The organism is Ligilactobacillus salitolerans (assembly GCF_003864415.1).
In the GTDB taxonomy this organism is placed as follows: Bacteria; Bacillota; Bacilli; order Lactobacillales; family Lactobacillaceae; genus Ligilactobacillus; species Ligilactobacillus salitolerans.
Genome location: NZ_BFFP01000009.1, coordinates 1 through 18,592, shown reverse-complemented (window position 1 = coordinate 18,592; position 18,592 = coordinate 1). Strand labels below are relative to the sequence as shown.

Annotated in this window: 17 protein-coding genes and 1 rRNA gene; 16 read left to right on the top strand and 2 right to left on the bottom strand. The window is 43.6% G+C overall.

Annotated elements, in window-relative coordinates; all coding sequences use genetic code 11:
• Nucleotides 1–83: 83 nt before the first annotated feature.
• The 3 genes from LFYK43_RS03865 to LFYK43_RS03855 all read left to right on the top strand — a co-directional run bounded on the left by LFYK43_RS03865 (nt 84) and on the right by LFYK43_RS03855 (nt 1,069).
• On the top strand, nt 84–326 hold the full coding sequence (locus LFYK43_RS03865; protein ID WP_124975627.1) for a hypothetical protein: 243 nt from the start codon (nt 84–86) through the stop codon (nt 324–326).
• Nucleotides 327–358: 32 nt separating this feature from the next.
• Complete coding sequence (locus tag LFYK43_RS03860) at nt 359–733, top strand: type II toxin-antitoxin system PemK/MazF family toxin (RefSeq protein WP_124975625.1); 375 nt, start codon at nt 359–361, stop codon at nt 731–733.
• A 114-nt stretch (nt 734–847) separates the two neighbouring features.
• Nucleotides 848–1,069 carry a hypothetical protein gene (locus tag LFYK43_RS03855; protein WP_124975623.1) on the top strand — a complete coding sequence of 74 codons (222 nt, stop codon included), beginning with the start codon at nt 848–850 and terminating at the stop codon, nt 1,067–1,069.
• Nucleotides 1,070–1,149: 80 nt separating this feature from the next.
• Here the strand turns inward: LFYK43_RS03855 and cbpA are convergent, their stop codons facing one another.
• Both cbpA and LFYK43_RS03845 read right to left on the bottom strand, forming a co-directional pair.
• Nucleotides 1,150–1,785: a cyclic di-AMP binding protein CbpA gene (gene cbpA / locus LFYK43_RS03850; protein WP_124975621.1), complete on the bottom strand. Its 636-nt coding sequence runs from the start codon at nt 1,783–1,785 to the stop codon at nt 1,150–1,152.
• A gap of 163 nt (nt 1,786–1,948) precedes the next feature.
• On the bottom strand, nt 1,949–2,923 hold the full coding sequence (locus LFYK43_RS03845; protein ID WP_124975619.1) for an L-lactate dehydrogenase: 975 nt from the start codon (nt 2,921–2,923) through the stop codon (nt 1,949–1,951).
• 282 nt (nt 2,924–3,205) lie between these two features.
• Between LFYK43_RS03845 and pth the strand changes: the two genes are divergently transcribed.
• From pth to LFYK43_RS12735, 13 genes are all read left to right on the top strand, one after another.
• Nucleotides 3,206–3,763, top strand: a complete 558-nt coding sequence (pth, locus tag LFYK43_RS03840) for an aminoacyl-tRNA hydrolase (RefSeq protein ID WP_124975617.1) — start codon at nt 3,206–3,208, stop codon at nt 3,761–3,763.
• A 40-nt stretch (nt 3,764–3,803) separates the two neighbouring features.
• Nucleotides 3,804–7,334, top strand: a complete 3,531-nt coding sequence (gene mfd / locus LFYK43_RS03835) for a transcription-repair coupling factor (protein WP_124975615.1) — start codon at nt 3,804–3,806, stop codon at nt 7,332–7,334.
• A gap of 14 nt (nt 7,335–7,348) precedes the next feature.
• The gene (locus LFYK43_RS03830) at nt 7,349–8,920 is read left to right on the top strand and encodes a putative polysaccharide biosynthesis protein (protein ID WP_229717931.1); all 1,572 of its coding nucleotides are present in this window, start codon (nt 7,349–7,351) and stop codon (nt 8,918–8,920) included.
• Nucleotides 8,921–8,929: 9 nt separating this feature from the next.
• Nucleotides 8,930–9,199 carry an RNA-binding S4 domain-containing protein gene (locus LFYK43_RS03825; RefSeq protein ID WP_124975611.1) on the top strand — a complete coding sequence of 90 codons (270 nt, stop codon included), beginning with the start codon at nt 8,930–8,932 and terminating at the stop codon, nt 9,197–9,199.
• Nucleotides 9,200–9,343: 144 nt separating this feature from the next.
• Nucleotides 9,344–9,817: a VanZ family protein gene (locus LFYK43_RS03820; protein ID WP_124975609.1), complete on the top strand. Its 474-nt coding sequence runs from the start codon at nt 9,344–9,346 to the stop codon at nt 9,815–9,817.
• A 213-nt stretch (nt 9,818–10,030) separates the two neighbouring features.
• Complete coding sequence (locus LFYK43_RS03815) at nt 10,031–10,435, top strand: FtsB family cell division protein (RefSeq protein WP_124975607.1); 405 nt, start codon at nt 10,031–10,033, stop codon at nt 10,433–10,435.
• A 144-nt stretch (nt 10,436–10,579) separates the two neighbouring features.
• The gene (locus LFYK43_RS03810; protein ID WP_124975605.1) at nt 10,580–11,086 is read left to right on the top strand and encodes a S1 domain-containing RNA-binding protein; all 507 of its coding nucleotides are present in this window, start codon (nt 10,580–10,582) and stop codon (nt 11,084–11,086) included.
• A 97-nt stretch (nt 11,087–11,183) separates the two neighbouring features.
• Nucleotides 11,184–12,554: a tRNA lysidine(34) synthetase TilS gene (gene tilS / locus LFYK43_RS03805; RefSeq protein WP_124975603.1), complete on the top strand. Its 1,371-nt coding sequence runs from the start codon at nt 11,184–11,186 to the stop codon at nt 12,552–12,554.
• Nucleotides 12,547–13,089, top strand: coding sequence for a hypoxanthine phosphoribosyltransferase (hpt, locus tag LFYK43_RS03800; RefSeq protein ID WP_124975601.1), 543 nt, complete (start codon nt 12,547–12,549; stop codon nt 13,087–13,089). Before tilS ends, hpt begins: the two co-directional genes overlap by 8 nt.
• Nucleotides 13,090–13,176: 87 nt before the next feature.
• The gene (ftsH, locus tag LFYK43_RS03795) at nt 13,177–15,267 is read left to right on the top strand and encodes an ATP-dependent zinc metalloprotease FtsH (protein WP_124975599.1); all 2,091 of its coding nucleotides are present in this window, start codon (nt 13,177–13,179) and stop codon (nt 15,265–15,267) included.
• Nucleotides 15,268–15,521: 254 nt separating this feature from the next.
• Complete coding sequence (gene hslO, locus LFYK43_RS03790; protein ID WP_124975597.1) at nt 15,522–16,406, top strand: Hsp33 family molecular chaperone HslO; 885 nt, start codon at nt 15,522–15,524, stop codon at nt 16,404–16,406.
• 88 nt (nt 16,407–16,494) lie between these two features.
• Nucleotides 16,495–17,988: a lysine--tRNA ligase gene (gene lysS / locus LFYK43_RS03785; RefSeq protein WP_124975595.1), complete on the top strand. Its 1,494-nt coding sequence runs from the start codon at nt 16,495–16,497 to the stop codon at nt 17,986–17,988.
• Nucleotides 17,989–18,504: 516 nt separating this feature from the next.
• Nucleotides 18,505–18,592: ribosomal RNA gene (locus LFYK43_RS12735) — 16S ribosomal RNA — on the top strand; the annotation flags it as partial.

The window sequence follows — 18,592 nt, the reverse complement described above, 5'->3', positions numbered from 1 at the left end:
TCCATTAAATCGTCGCAGTTTAATTTTTGTGAAATAAGTGGTATGATTTAAGTCACTTGATAGAGATATTGGTGGGGGAGCTTATGCAAGATAAGAATGGTGAAGCACAACAAGAAGTACTGAGTCAGCAGGAGTATCAAATGTGCTGTGATTATTTTTCGCTCACTGAACAGGAGCTTTTTGACGATCATGTATTGTGGGAGCAGGTAATACACAGATGGGGCGAAATGCGGAGCTTGGCTTTGGGATATTGTGAGATGGCTGAGATCAATGAAGCGCTTTGTCAGGAATTTTTGCCTTGCGATAAAGATTTAAGTGTAATTTAATTAAGAATGTAAGAAGAAAGGGGGGACAGTGAATGACAGAAAAGGAAATTAAACGTGGCGATATCTATTACGCAGATCTTTCGCCAGTGGTTGGCTCAGAACAAGGTGGGATGCGGCCGGTTTTGATCATTCAGAATAATGTCGGAAATAAATTTAGCCCAACGGTGATAATTGCAGCGATCACTTCGAAGATCGCCAAGCCTAAGATGCCGACCCATGTTGGCCTGAAAAAGTCGCATGGCGGTCTGGAACGCGACTCGGTAGTTCTGTTAGAACAGATCAGAACGATCGATAAACAACGCTTGCGTGAAAAAATCATGCGGTTAGACGCACATAATATGAATTTGATCGACCAGGCTCTCGAGGTCAGTGTGGGTTTATCCCCAGTACATAAAAGCAAGCGCTGATTTGCAGTGAAATACATAGAAAAATGACTGCTTTCTTTCCTGCCTGGATCAGGGATAAAAATGACCAGCCGGTTTGAAGTTTGCAAGAACAAATGATAAAGGAGGAAAATAAGCATGTTTCGGGCACAGATCAATGCTAATGCACCACTGCAAAAGGGTTCAGGGAAAATGACGGTCGAGTTGCCATTCGTGCCGCATGCCGGAGACTTTTTGCTCCTCGGCGAAAATCAAGTCCAATGGAAGGTTTTCAAAGTGACTTATATTGTTCATGATGATTTTCATCCGAAACGGGATTTCGTTGACCTCGTGATCGAGGTCAGCCAAGCTGAAAAATAATCCGGTCCAAAAGGATCAAGAGCTCAAAAAATAACTCTCTGCCAATTAACTGCTGGCAGAGAGTTATTTTATATTGCAAATTATGCTTGCAGGTCCTCGATTTCTGGAACTTTGAAGTTTTTACGTTCAAGATTAGCGACGATCTTATCTAGTTTTTCTTTAGTGACATCAGCTGGTAAGGTGAACATGGTTCGGTGGACTAATTCACCGGCTTGGACGTCAAGAGTAATACAGCTGGAAATTGAGGTATACTTAGTGATGATCTTAGACATCTCGACCAGATCTCCGCGCTCATCACTGGAAACAACGGTCAAAACGTAACTGCCGATGTTGACGTTCCAAGATTGTGACAGCATTTCCAGTAATCTGTTATGTGTCAGGATGCCATAGAAGTTATTCTTCTCATCCAAGACAGTAATGTAAGGCAGGTCACGGATCGTAAAGAAGACGCTGAAGAAAGCAGAATCTAAGGAAATAAATTTAGTGGCGTTCTTTAGCAGGTGGGTGACAGGCAAAGCCATGTCGCCGCCGCGTGATTTATGGCGGTAGATGTGCATTTTGTAGATGTTGCCGCGGAAAATCTTGCCGGTCTTATCTAAGATCGGCACACACCGGTAGCCAGAATCTTCTAAAACATCTAAGGCTTGTGCTAATGTGAAGTCTTCTTGCACAGTAGTCAGTTCATTTTTTGGTTTGATCAGAGTTTTTAACAGCATATGCTTTCCTCGCTTTAACGAATAAGATTATAAAACAATGATAACATATTCTTCAGCCTGCTGACTATCAAATAAGTGTTGGCGGACACAAATAATGGCCTGAGTACAAAAAAACAATGACCTAGTCTCCTAAGTCATTGTTTGTGAATAATTAAATTGTTAATTATTTTGCTTGGCTCTTTTTCAAGTTGTCCAAACCGTCATTCAAAACTTTTTTCAAAGTTGTAGCAGATGAAGTCATCTGATCTTGTTCTTTTTTGCTCAAAGGAACTTCAACGATCTGGTTAACACCGCTAGCATTAACAACAGCAGGTGTTCCGATATAGATATCGTTCAGCCCATATTGACCATCCATATAGACGGAAACTGGCAAAACAGTATCTTCGTCACGTAGGATAGCACGGGAGATCCGGGCTAAGGCTGCTGCGACACCATAGAAAGTAGCACCTTTCTTTTGGATGATCGTATAAGCTTTATTGCGGACATCGTTTTCCATGTCTGCTAAAGTCTGTTCTGAAATGTTGTGTTCATTGGCCCAATCTAAGAAAGGAACGCCGCCGATCGTTGCTGAAGAGTATGCAGCAAATTCTGAGTCACCATGTTCACCCATGATATAAGCATGCATTGAACGAGGATCTTTGATGTTAGTCAGATCTGACATAGCGACACGTAAACGTGCAGTATCCAAAGAAGTACCTGAACCTAAAACACGTTCCTTTGGAAAACCAGAGAATTTCCAAGTAGCGTAAGTCAAGATATCAACAGGGTTAGCAGCTACCAAAAAGATACCTGAGAAGCCGGAATCAACAACAGGCTTAACGATTGAAGATAAGATGTTTAAGTTCTTGCTGACAAGGTCAAGACGTGTCTCACCTGGCTTTTGTGGTGCACCAGCAGTGATAACAACTAAATCAGCATCTGCACAATCTGAGTATTCTGCTGAGTAGATTTTTTTAGGGTAAGTGTAGCCTGTAGCATCGATCAGATCTAGGGCATCGCCTTCTGTACGTTCTTTAATAACGTCAACGATCCCAATTTCTTCTGCAATTCCTTGAATAGCCATGGCATATGCGTAACTGGAACCAACAGCTCCGTCGCCGACTAAGATAACTTTTTGATGATTTTGTGTAATTGACACAATATATCGTCCTTTCTCATTAAGTGACATTTTTAACACACTGATAGTATAACATGTTTTCTGAAAGTTTGAGAATTTATTTTCAAAAAAGAAGCATTTTTTTCAGGATGCCTAAGCGGATGTGCTATAATAGGGACTTGAAAACGCAATTAGCTGAGGGTTTTTCTAATCCCCAGCTAATTTCTGTCGCACCGCATTGCTGTAAGCGTTTTAAGGAATGCATTGAAATAAGTATGATGCTACACAAAGCAAAAAAACAATTAATGAAGGATGTTACAAAAAATGAAAATGATCGTTGGTTTAGGGAATATTGGGAAAAATTATGAAAATACACGGCATAACATCGGCTTTGCGGTCGTTGAAGAACTTGCTCACAGAGCAAATGTCTCTTTTGACAAAGAAAAATTTGAGGCTTTGATCGCGACAGCATTTATCAACAATGAAAAAGTGCTGCTGGTTAAACCAACGACTTTTATGAATGATTCTGGCAGAGCAGTTGGACCATTAATGAATTATTTTGATGTCGCAGTTGAAGACTTGATCATAATTCATGACGACATGGACTTGGAGTTAGGTCGGATCAGATTACGACAAAAAGGTTCTGCTGGCGGGCATAATGGTATCAAGAGCATTATCGCTCACACTCATACCCAAACCTTCAAACGGATCAAAGTTGGGATCGGCCATCCCGCCCAGATGACTGTGGTCAACTGGGTCTTGTCGACCTTTACCGCAAACGAGCGGCCCTTGATCCAAGCAGCGATCGACCATGCCAGTGACGCAATTGAGTACTGGCTGGCTGGAAACACCTTTATGAACGCAATGAACCAGTTCAATTAGCCAATTATTTGGTGCTTACTTTATAGGAGGAAATTTAAATATGCAGGTTACGGATCTATTTGGAAAGATCCCTGAATACCAAAAATGGCAGGCAGACTTAACGAGCGGGCATCACTTGCTGACTGGTTTGAGCGGCTCAGCGAAAACTGTGATGCTAGCCGAGTTGTTCTTACAAAAACAGACCACTCAGCTGATCATTACGGATGACTTGTTTCATGCCCAGCAGCTCAGTGATGATTTGACAAACTTATTGGATGAAAATTCGGTCTTTTTATTTCCTGTCGATGAAATGATGGCCGAAGAGCTTGCAACCAGTTCACCTGATTTCAAGAGGCAACGTGTCTTGGCGCTGGAGGCTTTGCAGCAAGATAAACCAACGCTGATCGTGACTGCAACTGCTGGCCTGACAAGATTTTTGCCCCAGCCGCAGGTTTGGCAGGAAAGCCGGTTGAAACTAAAAGTCGGTGCGCAAATCGACTTAAAGGAAACCACCGCCTTGCTGACTACGATGGGTTATACGCGGCAGAAGATGGTTGAACGACCAGGCGATTTTGCGGTGCGCGGCTCCATTTTGGATATTTATTGTTTGAATGCGGATTATCCGGTTCGCTGTGATCTATTTGACACTGAGATCGATTCTTTGCGTTTCTTCGACGCTAGTGATCAGCGCAGTGTAGAAAATACTGAAGAAGTTTTAGTTCTCCCGGCAACGGATTTTATTGCACAAGAGTCTGAAGTAAAGCAAGCCGAGCAAGTGATCAAGCAGGCCTATGAAAAACAGCTTAGCCAGCTGCATGAAACAGAAGCGAAGCAGCGTTTGGAAACTAATTTTACCCCAATTTTCGCGGACCTTGCTGCCGGAATGCTGCATGACTTTGATCGGCTATTTGCCAGCGAAATCTTGGGCACAAAGACTAGTCTATTAGACTACCTGCCAGCTTCTGGTCTGGTAATTTTTGATGATTATTCACGGATCTTGGACAAAGAAAATGATCTGAACGCGCAAAATGCCGAATGGCTGACCGCCGAATTGGGACGGCAAAACGCGCTGCCCAATATGAATTTAGCCGCAGATGTTCGGGGACGGCAACGCGCTGATCAACACCCGCAGCTTTTCTTGTCACTGTTTCAAAAAGGGATGGGGCAGCTGCGCTTTACCCAGATGACAGACATTAAGGCACGGGCGGTTCAGCAGTTCTTTGGACAAATGCCGCTGCTCAAAACGGAAGCGGATCGTTGGCAAAAGCAAAAGCAGACCGTGGTGATCTTTGTCGCAAATAATGAGCGGCTAGCAAAAGTGTCGCAAACTCTGGACGATTTTGAAATTCCCAGCATTATGACTAAGTCCGATAGTTTGCAGGAACACGCGATCCAGGTCGTGGCAGGCAGCTTGCAAAATGGCTTTGAATTACCGCAAGCCGATCTTGTTATATTAACCGAGCACGAATTGTTTGCGAAAGCGACAAAAAAGCAGCCTAAACGGCAGACCATGAAGAATACAGAACGCCTGCGCAGTTATACTGATCTGAAAAAAGGCGACTTCGTGGTCCACGTCAACCATGGGATCGGCAAATTTATGGGGATGAAGACCCTCACAGTTTCCGGCAAGCATCAAGATTACCTGACGATCGATTACCAAGACGACGCGCAGCTGTTTATTCCAGTCACCCAGTTAGACCGCGTGCAAAAGTATGTTTCTTCAGAAGGAAAAACACCGCACGTCAACAAGCTGGGCGGTAGTGAATGGACCAAGACTAAGAAACGTGTTGCGGGTAAGATCGAAGATATCGCTGATGAGCTGGTCGAATTATATGCTAAACGCGAGTCTGAAAAAGGCTATGCCTTTGGCCCAGATGATCCTTACCAGGCTGAGTTTGAAGATGCCTTTCCTTACACCGAGACACCTGATCAGTTACGGAGCGCCGCTGAAATTAAGCAAGATATGATGAAACCCAAGCCGATGGATCGTTTATTGATCGGTGATGTGGGTTACGGCAAGACCGAAGTTGCCATGCGTGCGGCCTTTAAAGCGATCCAGGACGGAAAGCAAGTCGCTTTTTTGGCGCCGACAACTGTTCTGGCGCAACAACATTATGAAACTTTAGTTGATCGGTTCAATGGCTTTCCAGTTGAGATCGGGATCTTGTCGCGGTTTGTGACTAAAAGCCAAGCAGATGAGACGATCAAGGATCTCAAGGCTGGGATGTGTGATATCGTGGTCGGGACGCACCGTTTGCTATCGAAAGATGTCAAATTTGCCGATCTGGGTTTGCTGATCATCGATGAAGAACAGCGTTTTGGAGTCAAACATAAAGAAAAATTGAAGCAGCTCAAGGCCAGTGTTGATGTGTTGACCCTGACTGCGACCCCGATCCCACGAACACTTAACATGTCAATGCTTGGAGTGCGGGATCTATCTGTGATCGAAACGGCTCCGATGAACCGGTATCCGATCCAGACCTATGTGATGGAGCAAAATTATGGCGTGATCGTAGATGCGATCAAACGCGAAATGGCTCGCGGCGGGCAAGTATTTTACCTGCACAACCGTGTTTTTGATATCGAAAAGACCGCTGATGAATTACAGGCTTTAGTTCCTGAGGCTCGGATCGCCTATATCCACGGACAGATGACAGAAACTCAAATGGAACGGATCTTGTATGACTTTATTAACGGAGAATACGACGTTTTAGTGACGACTACGATCATTGAAACTGGTGTCGACATTCCGAATGCTAATACTTTGTTTGTAGAAAATGCTGATCGAATGGGTCTGGCGCAGCTCTATCAACTGCGGGGGCGTGTTGGCCGGTCCAATCGTGTGGCATATGCTTACTTTATGTATCAGCCAGATAAGATTTTGAACGAAGTTAGTGAAAAAAGGCTGGAAGCGATCAAGGATTTTACTGAACTTGGATCTGGTTTTAAGATCGCGATGCGTGACCTTTCGATCCGCGGAGCAGGCAATATTTTAGGCAAACAGCAGCACGGTTTTATTGATTCGGTCGGATATGATCTATACACCCAAATGTTAAATGAGGCCGTTGCCAAAAAACGCGGGAAAAATGTACCGACTAAGACTGATACTGAGATCAACTTGGACATTGAAGCATACTTGCCTGGAACTTATATCGAAGATCCGCGCCAGAAGATCGAGATCTATAAACGGGTGCGTCAATTCGAGTCACAGGAACAATATGTTGAAGTGCAAGACGATTTGATCGATCGTTTTGGAGAATACCCGCCAGAAGTGGCTGCTTTGCTTGATATTGGACTTTTAAAAATGTATTCTGACCAGGCGATGATCGAGTCGATCAAACAACAAAAAAAGAAGATCGCAGTCAAGCTCAGCAAAAAAGCTACTCAGACTTACAGTGCTAAACAGCTGTTGAAAGCTGTAGCTGAAACTAAATTTAATGCTTCACTAGAGCCGGATAAAGACCAAACAACACTTTCGTTAGTGATCCAGCCAAAGATGAATGAACAAGATATTTTGGAGCAATTACAAGCCTTGACGAAAAGTTTAGCAGCGCAAGCGGCAAAAATTCAGCAGAAAGTAGCAGAAAAATAGTGAAAAACGAGCAGATGAAAAAGACCATGAAAGGGGCACTGATCTTGACTTTAGCGGCAGTGACCGCCAAGGTTTTAAGTGCTCTTTATCGGATACCATTTCAGAATATTGTCGGCAACACCGGCTTTTACGTTTACCAGCAGATCTATCCGCTTTATGGGATCGGCATGACGCTGGCTTTAAATGGTCTGCCTGCTTTTATTTCCAAACTGGTCGCGCAAGAAGATGATGAAGAAAAGCAAGCGCAAGTTGCCGCGCGGCTTTTTGTGCTCTTAGCAGTTCTGGCAGTTCTGCTGTTTGGTCTCTTGCAGCTTGGGGCTGGGCTTTTGAGCAGGTTGATGGGCGACCCTAAACTCGCGTCGCTGATCACAAGTGTTTCTTGGATGTTTTTATTAATGCCGTTTTTAGCCAGTGCGCGTGGATATGGACAAGGAATATTTGATATGATCCCGACTGCGCTTTCACAAGTCAGTGAACAAATGGTCCGGGTCGGTTTGATCATTGGCGCGGCATTAGCGGCACAGCATTTAAGCTGGTCGGTCTATCAGACTGGTTCGGTCGCAATGTTGGCTTCAGTTCTTGGCGGCGCGAGTGCTGTCCTGGTCCTTTTGCCAACCTTGAGAAAATTTTTACGCTATGTGCCTGCTAAAAAAGCAAAAATCAGTTACTCGCTCTTGCTGAAAGCATTGTTTAAAGAGGGTGCAGTCCTCTGCTTATTCGCTGCTCTTATGGTATTATTACAGTTAGTTGATTCGTTTACTGTTCTCAAAAGCCTGCAGGATTTCGGTATGAGCAGTCAAAAAGCGAAATTCATCAAAGGGATCTATGATCGTGGGCAGCCTTTGGTTCAAGTTGGAATGACGGTTGCTTTGAGTTTTTCCGCGACACTTTTGCCTTCTTTGACCGCGACTTTAAAAGCCGATAAAAAAGAAGAGTTTCATGAAATTGCACAGACCATGCTGCACAGCGGGATCGCTTTGGCAACAGCGGCGTCTGCTGGTTTGATCAGTTTAATGCCGCAGGTCAATTTGCTGTTATTCGGTGATTCACAGCTGAGCTTGACTCTCTGCATTTATATTGTCAGCATTCCGCTGATCTCTACGCTCAGTATTTTAAACTCGATCCTGCAAAGTAAGGGGAGTTTTGGCGGAACTTGGTTGGCTGTGATCTTGACTTTAGCAGTGAAAATTTTCTTGAATAGTTGGCTGATCAGTCATATTGGGATCATGGGAGCTGCTTTGAGTACGGCACTAGGTTTGGTTGCTGGGATCGCGGCTTTGACCCTGATTTGGCCGCGAAATTACCGGGAACAAGGAAAGCGGCAGAGAAATTTTGGTATCAAACTGTTGTTGTGTGTGGCAGCGATGATGAGCGTTGTTTTTGGAGCTGCTTGGATCTGCCAGCAATTATTTCAGCTTGGGCGGCTTCAAGTGCTGATCTTTGTACCGTGTGCCGTTATTTTGGGAGTCCTTGTATTTGTCTTAACGGCGACTCAGACCCATTTATTCACTCTGGCAGAGTGGGAAGCTCTTCCAGGAGGAAGCAAGTTAGTTGCGAAAATAAATCACATTAAAAAACATCAATAAGGTGAGAAAATGCGCTTAGATAAATTTTTAAAAGTTTCACGGATCATTAAACGGCGGCCAGTCGCTAAACAGATCTCAGATCAAAAGAGGATCACTATTAATGGCAAGGTTGCCAAATCTTCAAGTGATGTGGCAATCGGAGATACACTGGTGATCAACTTTGGTAATAAAACCCTGACCTTGAAAGTTCGTGATATCAAGGATACGACTAAAAAGGATGAGGCAGAAGACCTTTACGAGATCGTTTCAGAGGATTATAAAGAAGACTATAGAATGTAAGGTTAGCGATAATTAACGGCCGGCAGATTTCTTAACTGGATTTACAGTTGGAGATCTGCCGGTTTTTTAGGTTGGTTTAAACTTTGCTGGTTATGATGAAGACAATTCATGATCCGTATTTAGCTGCAGGGGAGGAAAAAGAAAATGTTAAAAACCTTAGATCTGAAATACTCAAAGTTTGTCCAACTGATAGCAACATTGCTGTTTGGCAGTTATATTCTGTGCGTTTTATATCTGTGCTTTTACCCCCAGACTGCTGACCTAAGTACCGCGGCAACGGGACGTGTTACTTTCCATGTCCTGGGGCAAGCTCCCGTGATCTTAGAACCCTTCACCGAATTTTACGATATTAGTTTTTATTTAAATATCTTGATGACGATCCCAGCAGGCTGCTTTATTATTCTGTTGTTCCAAAAATATTTGGGTCGCGCTGAGCTGCTTGTAATAAGTATCGGGATCGGGGCAATGATCGAAGGAACGCAATTTTTGCTGGATAATTTAGGGTTAATGACGCGTTTCGTAGACATTAACGATGTCATAGCTAACATGGCGGGGGTATTGATGGGCTACTTGCTGGCTGAACTCTTTGGCCGTACAGCAAGGTACTTTTTGAAATAGAAATTAAAATTAAAGTGTTGCTCACTGCTTTGACAGGGACAGCACTTTTTGTTTTGTTTTCATGCTTGGGCGGCAGCCGACTAAAAAATTCTTAAATCGTTGGTCTGTAGTAGTTCTTAATGGCTATTTAAGCAAGCCTTTGCTATAATATAGCGGTATATAGGGGGAATTGTGCCAGCCATAGCAGCTTTGATTTGAGGGGGGTGTTTGCTGATGGCTCAAAAAAATTCAACTGTTAAAGTTTTAAATAACGATTATTACCGGCAGCAGACGACTGCTGCTAATCAGAAAACAGACGATGAAAGGCTGCAAAAAAAGCATCGCAGGCGTATGCAGCTGCTGTTAGCGGCGGCAATCGTACTAACACTGATCTGCTCGGTTCAGATCGTAAAAAATTACTTAAGTGCGCGACAGATCCAGGTCCAGACTCAGTCTGCTAAGGCTGAACTCAAGGGTCAAACAGAGCAGCAAAAAAATCTTGGTTTACAGGTCAAGCAGTTAAAAGACCCGGAATACTTAGAGAAGTTTATTCGCGAGCGCTATTTCTATTCAAAAAAGAATGAGACGATCTATAACTTACCGGAAAGCCGCTCACAGGGTGTGAACAACCAAAAATAACTGACTGTTTTGACGCAACTTACAGATGAGCAAAAAAGTGCGTTCTTTTCTAATTGCGACTGGTTTGTTATTTCTATACAAATCGGTCTAGGGTCGTGGTATACTACTTTATAGACATTATCTTAGGAGGAACAAAAATTTTATATGTCAATTGAAGTAGGTTCAAAAGTCATTGGTAAAGTTTCAGGTATTACAAACTTCGGTGCTTTCGTTGATTTAGGTGAACGTAAAACCGGTTTGGTCCATATCAGTGAAGTTTCTGACGGTTTTGTCAAAGATATTCACGATGTCCTTTCAGTTGGCGATGAGGTGACTGTGAAGATCCTCTCTGTTTCTGATGACAACAAGATTGCTTTGTCGATTCGGAAAGCAGCAGACTCACAGCAACAGCACAATCATGATAATCGGAGAAATGATCATCATGAAGAGAGCAACTCTAAACCTCGTCCGCATAACAATGGTGCTAAAAAATTTAATGAACGCTCAAATCATAACAATAAACGAGGTTATGCTTCGCACAAGCATGAAGCTGGCAAGGGAGATTTTGATTCCTTGTTGGCTGGCTTCATGAAACAAAGTGACGAACGTTTAACTTCATTGAAACGTAATACTGAAGGAAAACGTGGTGGTCGTGGTGGCCGAAGAAGCTAGCCTGCCGGGGTTTTATTCAGTTTAAAGGAGGTACAGCAGGGGGAACTTTGCCGTACCTTTTGCTTTATTAATAACTATTTATTTGGAGTTGGAGTCAGTGAATCTAGGTGCTCAATTTATTCAAATTTGGTCGCAGCTGGGGATCGGTCGACAGCGAGTGGTAGTGGCAGTCTCAGGCGGTGTTGATTCAGTTGTTTTGTTAGATCTGCTGCAAAAACTGCCAGTCGATCTTAGCCCCGAACTGATCGTGGCTAACGTTGACCATTGTTTGCGCACAGAAAGTCAGGCTGAGTCTGCCTATTTAAAAAAGTTCTGTGAACAACGGTCCTTGCAATTTGAAACGACACGGTGGCTGCCAGATGATCACCCGCAGACTGGGATCGAGGGAGCCGCCCGGGATTTCCGGTACCGTTTTTTTGCTCAAGTCATGAAAAAATCTGGTGCGCAGGTCTTGCTGACTGCTCATCATGGAGACGATCAAGCTGAAACTTTTCTGATGAAAATGCTGCGGGGCGGGGATTTGGCTCAATTGACAGGGATCAAGTCAAAGCGGTCCTTTCACTCTGAGTTTACTTTATGCCGACCCCTGCTGTACTTTAGCAAGCAGCAGCTCTATTTTTATGCTCGGTCTAATCAGCTGACTTATTTTGAAGATCAGACCAATGCTAAAGATGACACATTACGTAATCGACTGCGACACCAAGCAGTTCCACTTTTGAAACAGGAAGATCCGCGTTTCTTGGAACATATTGCTTCGTTTGAGGAACAATTAGATGATGTACTTCAACTCGCAAAGGTTCGGACCAGGCAAGTGCTGGAGCTGCTTAAAGTGGAACAAGGCTACTCAGTTTCTCGTTTTCAGCAATTGCCATCTGCCGAAAAAAATGCCGCCTTGCGGGCATTAAGCGCAGAATTTTTGAGCGAGACCAATGATCAGCAGGTCCGAGAGCAGCGAGCCTTATTAGAAAATCCAGCCAAGCCGCAAGGAATGATCCGTCTAAAGCATAATTATGTTTTTATCAAAGAATATGATTATTTTCGTTTTGAACATGTGCAAAAGCAGGCTGACATTTCAATGGCGGAGTACCCTTTGCAATTGGGCCAGTGGCAAACATTAAGTGCTGGGGAAAAAATTGGCTTGTTTCCTGCCGGGACACCGATCTTAGCAAGCGATGATGTTTTGGAACTCGGACAAAAAGAGCCGCAGTTAACCGTGCGTCATCGACTGCCGGGCGATAAATTATTGACTGCTGCAGGCAAGCAAAAAGTTAAGAAGATCTTGATCGATCAGAAGGTCCCCTTTTGGCAAAGAGACCATACTTGGGTCGTTAGTCTTCAAGCAGGGGAGATCCTCTGGGTGGTCGGGGCAAAGAAATCTGATTTGTCACGACAAAGTGTAAATGATAAAATTCATTACATAGTAATTTATAGGAAAATAAGCAGGGAAAAGGGGTTACCTCATGAATAACGATATTGAAAAAATACTTTACAGTGCAGACGATATTCACGAAGTTGCAAAAAAACTGGGCAAACAGATCACTGCTGATTATGCTGACAAAAATCCGTTGGTTGTATGTATCTTAAAGGGCGCGATCTTATTTATGTCTGATATTGTGCGTCAGATCGATACATATTGTGAATTGGATTTTATGTCGGTTTCAAGTTACGGCAATGCTCAAGTCTCGTCAGGTTCAGTCAAGATCATTAAAGATTTGGATGTTTCAGTCGAAGACAGAAATGTCTTGATCATTGAAGATATTATTGACACTGGTCAAACATTGCAGACCTTGGTCGATCTTTTTGGTCACCGCAAGGCAAAGTCAGTTAAGATCTGCACCTTGCTGGATAAAAAGGAGCGTCGGGTCAAGGCAGTCAAGCCAGACTACATCGGTTTTAAAGTTCCTAATGAATTCGTAGTTGGTTACGGTCTTGATTATTTAGGACATTATCGCAATCTGCCTTATGTTGGCATTTTGAAGCCTGAAATTTACTCCGAAAATTAATAGTCAATAATAGTCAAAAAAGGTCAAATGTGATATGATGTTTTCAGTAGCCGAATCTTCGGCTGAAAAGTTGTAAGGAGGAAACCTATGAACAACAAGAAAAATGGACTACTAAAAAATAGTCTGTTTTATATTGTGATTTTCCTTGGAATAATGGGTGTAATGTACTATTTCTTCGGCTCTAAGTCGAATACAAGCACAGAACAGATCCAATCCAGTCAATTCATCACTGAACTTAAGAAGGACAACGTTAAAGATTTTACAATGCAGCCCTCCGGCAGCACTTATAAAATCAACGGAACATTAAAAAAAGCTCATAAGTCGGCAAAAACCAACAATGCTTTTAATGGTTTCGGCAACGTTGCGCCATCCGAAGTGAAGTCATTTTCTACCAATGTCTTGACCAATGATTCCTCGGTCAGTCAGATTCAGAAATATGCTCAGAAGAACGGCGTGAAGAATGGTGCTAAGGAAGAAGAATCCAGCAGCATTTGGATCCAATTACTAGTTTACTTATTACCAGTAGTCTTCATGATTTTCTTCTTCTATATGATGATCGGGCAGGCCGGTCAAGGCGGCGGCAACGGCAAGGTGATGAACTTTGGCAAGTCCAAGGCTAAACCAGTTGATAAAAAGAACAACAAGGTTCGCTTCTCCGATGTTGCTGGTGAAGAAGAAGAAAAACAGGAATTGGTGGAAGTCGTTGAATTTCTGCGCGATCCCCGCAAGTTCCTGTCCTTGGGTGCCCGGATTCCTTCGGGGGTCTTGTTAGAGGGTCCTCCGGGGACTGGTAAAACATTGCTGGCTAAAGCAGTTGCTGGTGAAGCTGGGGTCCCATTCTTCTCGATCTCTGGTTCTGATTTCGTGGAAATGTTCGTTGGTGTTGGTGCCAGTCGTGTACGTGACTTGTTCGAAAATGCCAAGAAAAATGCCCCTTCGATCATCTTTATCGATGAAATCGATGCTGTTGGCCGTCAACGCGGCAGTGGCATGGGCGGGGGTCATGATGAACGGGAACAGACCTTAAACCAGTTGCTGGTTGAAATGGACGGTTTCCAAGGCGATGAGGGAGTCATTGTGATGGCTGCTACCAACCGTTCCGATGTCTTGGATCCAGCCTTGCTTCGTCCAGGCCGTTTTGACCGGAAGATCCTGGTTGGCCGGCCGGATGTTAAGGGTCGTGAAGCGATCTTGAAAGTTCACGCCAAGAACAAGCCATTGGCTAAAGACGTTGATTTGAAGATGATCGCTAAACAGACTCCTGGTTTTGTCGGAGCTGACTTGGAAAACTTACTGAATGAGGCTGCTTTGCTGGCTGCTCGTCGTAACAAGAAAGCGGTTGACGCTTCGGACTTAGATGAAGCAGAAGACCGTGTGATCGCCGGGCCGGCTAAACGGGATCGTGTGGTTAATAAGAAAGAACGCGAGACTGTGGCTTATCATGAAGCTGGTCATACGATCATCGGTTTGGTCCTCAATGAGGCACGAGTTGTGCATAAAGTTACGATCGTACCGCGCGGACGTGCTGGCGGTTATGCGATCATGCTTCCTAAAGAAGACCAGGCACTGCTGTCTAAGAAAGATGCTGAAGACCAAATTGCTGGGCTGATGGGTGGTCGTGCCGCTGAAGAAATTATCTTCGGTGTTCAATCATCCGGTGCATCAAATGACTTCCAGCAGGCCACACAAATGGCACGGGCGATGGTCACTGAGTACGGGATGAGCGAGAAGCTTGGTCCGGTGCAATATGAAGGCCAAAGTGCAATGACAGCTGGTCAATATGCTGGTCAACCGAACTATTCTGGTCAGACTGCTAATGTGATCGATGACGAAGTGATCCGGATCTCTAATGAACAGATGAAACGGGCTAAAGAAATCATCGAGCAGCATCGCAAGCAGCATAAGCGTATCGCTGAAGCGTTACTCCAATATGAAACCTTGGATGAAAAACAGATCCTGAGTCTCTATAAGACGGGTGAAATGCCATCTGGAGAGCAAGACGAATTTCCAAGTGAAAAAGCCGCATCGTTTGAAGAATCGAAAAAGGCTTTGGAACGCAAAGAAGCAGAAAAACGTGCTGGACACCAGGGATCACAAGGTGACCAAGCTGAAGATAAATCAGCTGAACAACCGACTGAGACCTTCTATCCGGATGATGATCACAATCAAGAAAACTAGTTTGTGGTAATTCTAATAGTGGACGGACTTGATAAGAAGTTCGTTCACTATTTATTTTCTTTGAAATTCAAATATGCTACAATTTGACGGTGCGAACTGCAGGAAAGTGCCATTTCTTGCAGTCAAAAACTGTCAGGATAAATTAAAGAATGTCTGAAAAAATTAAAATATAACTATAGGTTTGAAATCACAGAACCCCCAATTAGCTCTTATGAGTCTGCTAATAGGGGCCGTGTGATAAAGGAGTAGGAGAAATGTCTGATTATTTAGTCAAGAGCTTGGCGTTTGGCGGTCAGTTGCGCGCTTATGCCGTTGAAGCAACGGAAACCGTGACTCAAGCGCAAAAAGATCATGATACTTGGAGCGCTGCTTCAGCTGCCTTAGGAAGAAGTCTAGTTGGCACTTTGCTGCTGGCTACTGCTTCATTGTCGGGTGATGAGAAGATGACAGTCAAGATCCAAGGCGATGGTCCTGTGGGGGCAATTGTTGTGGACGGCAATGCTCAGGGGACGGTCAAAGGGTACTTGCAAAACCCCCACGTGCATTTACCATTGAATGCCAAGCATAAAATTGATGTTAGGGGAGCCGTGGGGACCCAGGGAACTTTTTCAGTTACCAAAGACCTTGGCTTAAAAGAACCGTTTACCGGCCAAGTTCCATTAGTTTCAGGGGAATTAGGCGATGATTTTACTTATTATCTCGCTAAATCAGAGCAGATCCCATCTGCTGTGGGCTTGTCAGTTTTTGTCGAAAACGACAATTCAATTGGCAGTGCGGGCGGATTTATGATCCAAGTCATGCCGGGGGCAACTGACGAGGTGATCGATCAGCTTGAGCAGAAGTTAAAGGAGCTGCCGCTGGTTTCTTCGATGATGCAAGAAGGTCTGCATCCAGAAGAGATCTTGGCGAAAATCTTTGGCAAAGAAAACTTGCAGATCTTGGACAAAATGCCTGTCGGTTTTGAGTGTGATTGCAGTAAAGAACGCTTTGCAGAAGCTTTGGCATCCTTGAGTAGTGCTGATATTGAGCAAATGATCACTGAGGATCATGGCGCAGAAGCAATTTGTCATTTTTGCGGCAAAAAATATCAGTTTTCAGCAGAAGAACTGCGTCAAATCGAAATTAATGCGCGTGCTTAAGACCAGGAAAGATTAAAAGTTGATTTAATTTTAAAATGATGATGTGATATACTGTTTTATATGTGAAAGTGGAAAGAGAGGATATTTGATGGCTAATCAACAGTCAATGAATGATCAGTTGCGTGTGCGGCGACAAAAAGTAGACGAATTGTATGAAGAAGGGATCGCTCCGTTCGGACACAGATTTGAACGGGATTCTTACAATGAGGATCTACACCAAAAATACGAAGATTCAACTAAAGAAGATTTAAATGATAAAGGGATCACTGCAACAATCGCAGGTCGAATGGTTGCTAAACGCGGCAAAGGTAAGGTTGGTTTTGCTGATATCCAGGACCGGACAGGCAAAATGCAGCTATACGTGCGCAAGGATATCTTGGGCGAAGAAAACTACCATATTTTTAAGCGCTCAGACCTGGGTGATTTTTTGGGTGTGACAGGGGAAGTTATTAAAACTGATATGGGTGAGTTGACCCTGCGTGTCACTAAACTAACTTTCTTGTCTAAAGCTTTACGTCCTTTGCCGGATAAATATCATGGCTTGCAAAACGTGGAGCAGATCTATCGTCAACGTTATCTCGATCTGATCACGAACCGAGAAAGCTATGAACGCTTTGTTAACCGCAGCAAAATTGTTGCCGCAGTCCGCAACTACTTAGATGGGGAAGGCTTTTTAGAAGTTGAAACACCAGTGCTGCATAATCAGGCTGGCGGGGCTTCTGCTCGTCCCTTTAAGACACACCACAACGCATTGGACATTGAACTGTATTTGCGCATTGCACTTGAACTCCACTTAAAACGCTTGATCGTTGGCGGGATGGAACGAGTTTATGAGATCGGACGCGTCTTCCGTAACGAAGGGATCGATACCAAGCATAATCCTGAGTTTACAATGCTCGAGTCTTATGCTGCTTATTTTGACTTTACTGACGTGATGGATGAGACAGAAGGCATTTTTAAAGCTGCATGTAAAGTTGTTTCAGATGATAATACTATTGAGTACCAGGGGAGTCGCGTGGACTTCAACAAGCCATTCCGCCGGGTACACATGGTTGATATGATCAAAGAAGTTACAGGGATCGATTTCTGGCAAGAAATGTCCTTAGAAGAAGCACGCAAACTGGCTGATGATAATGGTGTTCATTACGAGCAGTATTGGCAAGTTGGACACATCATTAATGAGTTCTTTGAGCAATTCTGTGAAGATAAAATCGTTGATCCAACCTTTATCTATGGCCATCCAGTGGAAATTTCTCCGTTAGCGAAGAAAAATCCTGATGATCCGCGCTTCACTGATCGGTTTGAGTTGTTTATTTTGGGTAATGAGTATGCTAACGCCTTTACTGAACTTAATGATCCAATCGACCAACGTGCTCGTTTTGAGGCTCAGGCTAAAGAACGCGCAGAAGGTAACGAAGAGGCTGAAGGGATCGACGAAGACTACATTGAAGCAATGGAATATGGTATGCCTCCGACAGGCGGTCTGGGGATCGGGATCGACCGGCTGGTGATGCTGCTGACTAATGCAGCTTCAATTCGAGACGTCTTACTTTTCCCAACGTTAAGACCCGAAGAACGTTAAGCTTAATAATATGATATTAAACAAGTGCTGGTGTTTATAACGCTGGCACTTTTTTAAAATATTTTTTAAAATTGCTAAAGTCCGTTATTCGGCAGTAAACTGACGTTTTGCATGCAAAAATATGGACTGATCTTTATTAAAAAATGAACTTTAGCAGGTCAGAATGCTGCTAAGTTTGGTTTTAAAATTTAAGACCAACTAATTCTAAACAACGGATAGTTGACGAGTTCGTTAAATACCTGTATATTTATTTATGCTAATTGATTCGTTATTAGCTTTTTGTTTGCTGTGAGACGCGAAAATATCCACTTCTAAATTTATTTAAATTTATGGTTGACTTTTTTGCTGAGCGTGGTAAACTAATAAAGTTGTCACTTGCGAGTGATAACCGAGTAGATCTTTGAAAACTGAACAAAGTTTCGACAAATCAAATGTGTGAGGTCGCTTACCGAAAGGTAAGTGCAAACAACATTTGCGAAGTCAATTCGCTAGTAAAATTTATGAGTCACAAACTTTTAAAATGAGAGTTTGATCCTGGCTCAGGACGAACGCTGGCGGCGTGCCTAATACAGGCAAGTCGAACGCAATCTGTTAACAATGAGTG

Coding starts and splice junctions, on each gene's coding strand:
- LFYK43_RS03830 (WP_229717931.1), top strand. CDS start 7,349: ATGAAAAAGACCATGAAAGGGGCACTGATCTTGACTTTAGCGGCAGTG.
- LFYK43_RS03860 (WP_124975625.1), top strand. CDS start 359: ATGACAGAAAAGGAAATTAAACGTGGCGATATCTATTACGCAGATCTT.
- lysS (WP_124975595.1), top strand. CDS start 16,495: ATGGCTAATCAACAGTCAATGAATGATCAGTTGCGTGTGCGGCGACAA.
- LFYK43_RS03865 (WP_124975627.1), top strand. CDS start 84: ATGCAAGATAAGAATGGTGAAGCACAACAAGAAGTACTGAGTCAGCAG.
- hpt (WP_124975601.1), top strand. CDS start 12,547: ATGAATAACGATATTGAAAAAATACTTTACAGTGCAGACGATATTCAC.
- pth (WP_124975617.1), top strand. CDS start 3,206: ATGAAAATGATCGTTGGTTTAGGGAATATTGGGAAAAATTATGAAAAT.
- hslO (WP_124975597.1), top strand. CDS start 15,522: ATGTCTGATTATTTAGTCAAGAGCTTGGCGTTTGGCGGTCAGTTGCGC.
- ftsH (WP_124975599.1), top strand. CDS start 13,177: ATGAACAACAAGAAAAATGGACTACTAAAAAATAGTCTGTTTTATATT.
- cbpA (WP_124975621.1), bottom strand. CDS start 1,785: ATGCTGTTAAAAACTCTGATCAAACCAAAAAATGAACTGACTACTGTG.
- LFYK43_RS03855 (WP_124975623.1), top strand. CDS start 848: ATGTTTCGGGCACAGATCAATGCTAATGCACCACTGCAAAAGGGTTCA.
- LFYK43_RS03810 (WP_124975605.1), top strand. CDS start 10,580: ATGTCAATTGAAGTAGGTTCAAAAGTCATTGGTAAAGTTTCAGGTATT.
- mfd (WP_124975615.1), top strand. CDS start 3,804: ATGCAGGTTACGGATCTATTTGGAAAGATCCCTGAATACCAAAAATGG.
- LFYK43_RS03820 (WP_124975609.1), top strand. CDS start 9,344: ATGTTAAAAACCTTAGATCTGAAATACTCAAAGTTTGTCCAACTGATA.
- LFYK43_RS03815 (WP_124975607.1), top strand. CDS start 10,031: ATGGCTCAAAAAAATTCAACTGTTAAAGTTTTAAATAACGATTATTAC.
- LFYK43_RS03825 (WP_124975611.1), top strand. CDS start 8,930: ATGCGCTTAGATAAATTTTTAAAAGTTTCACGGATCATTAAACGGCGG.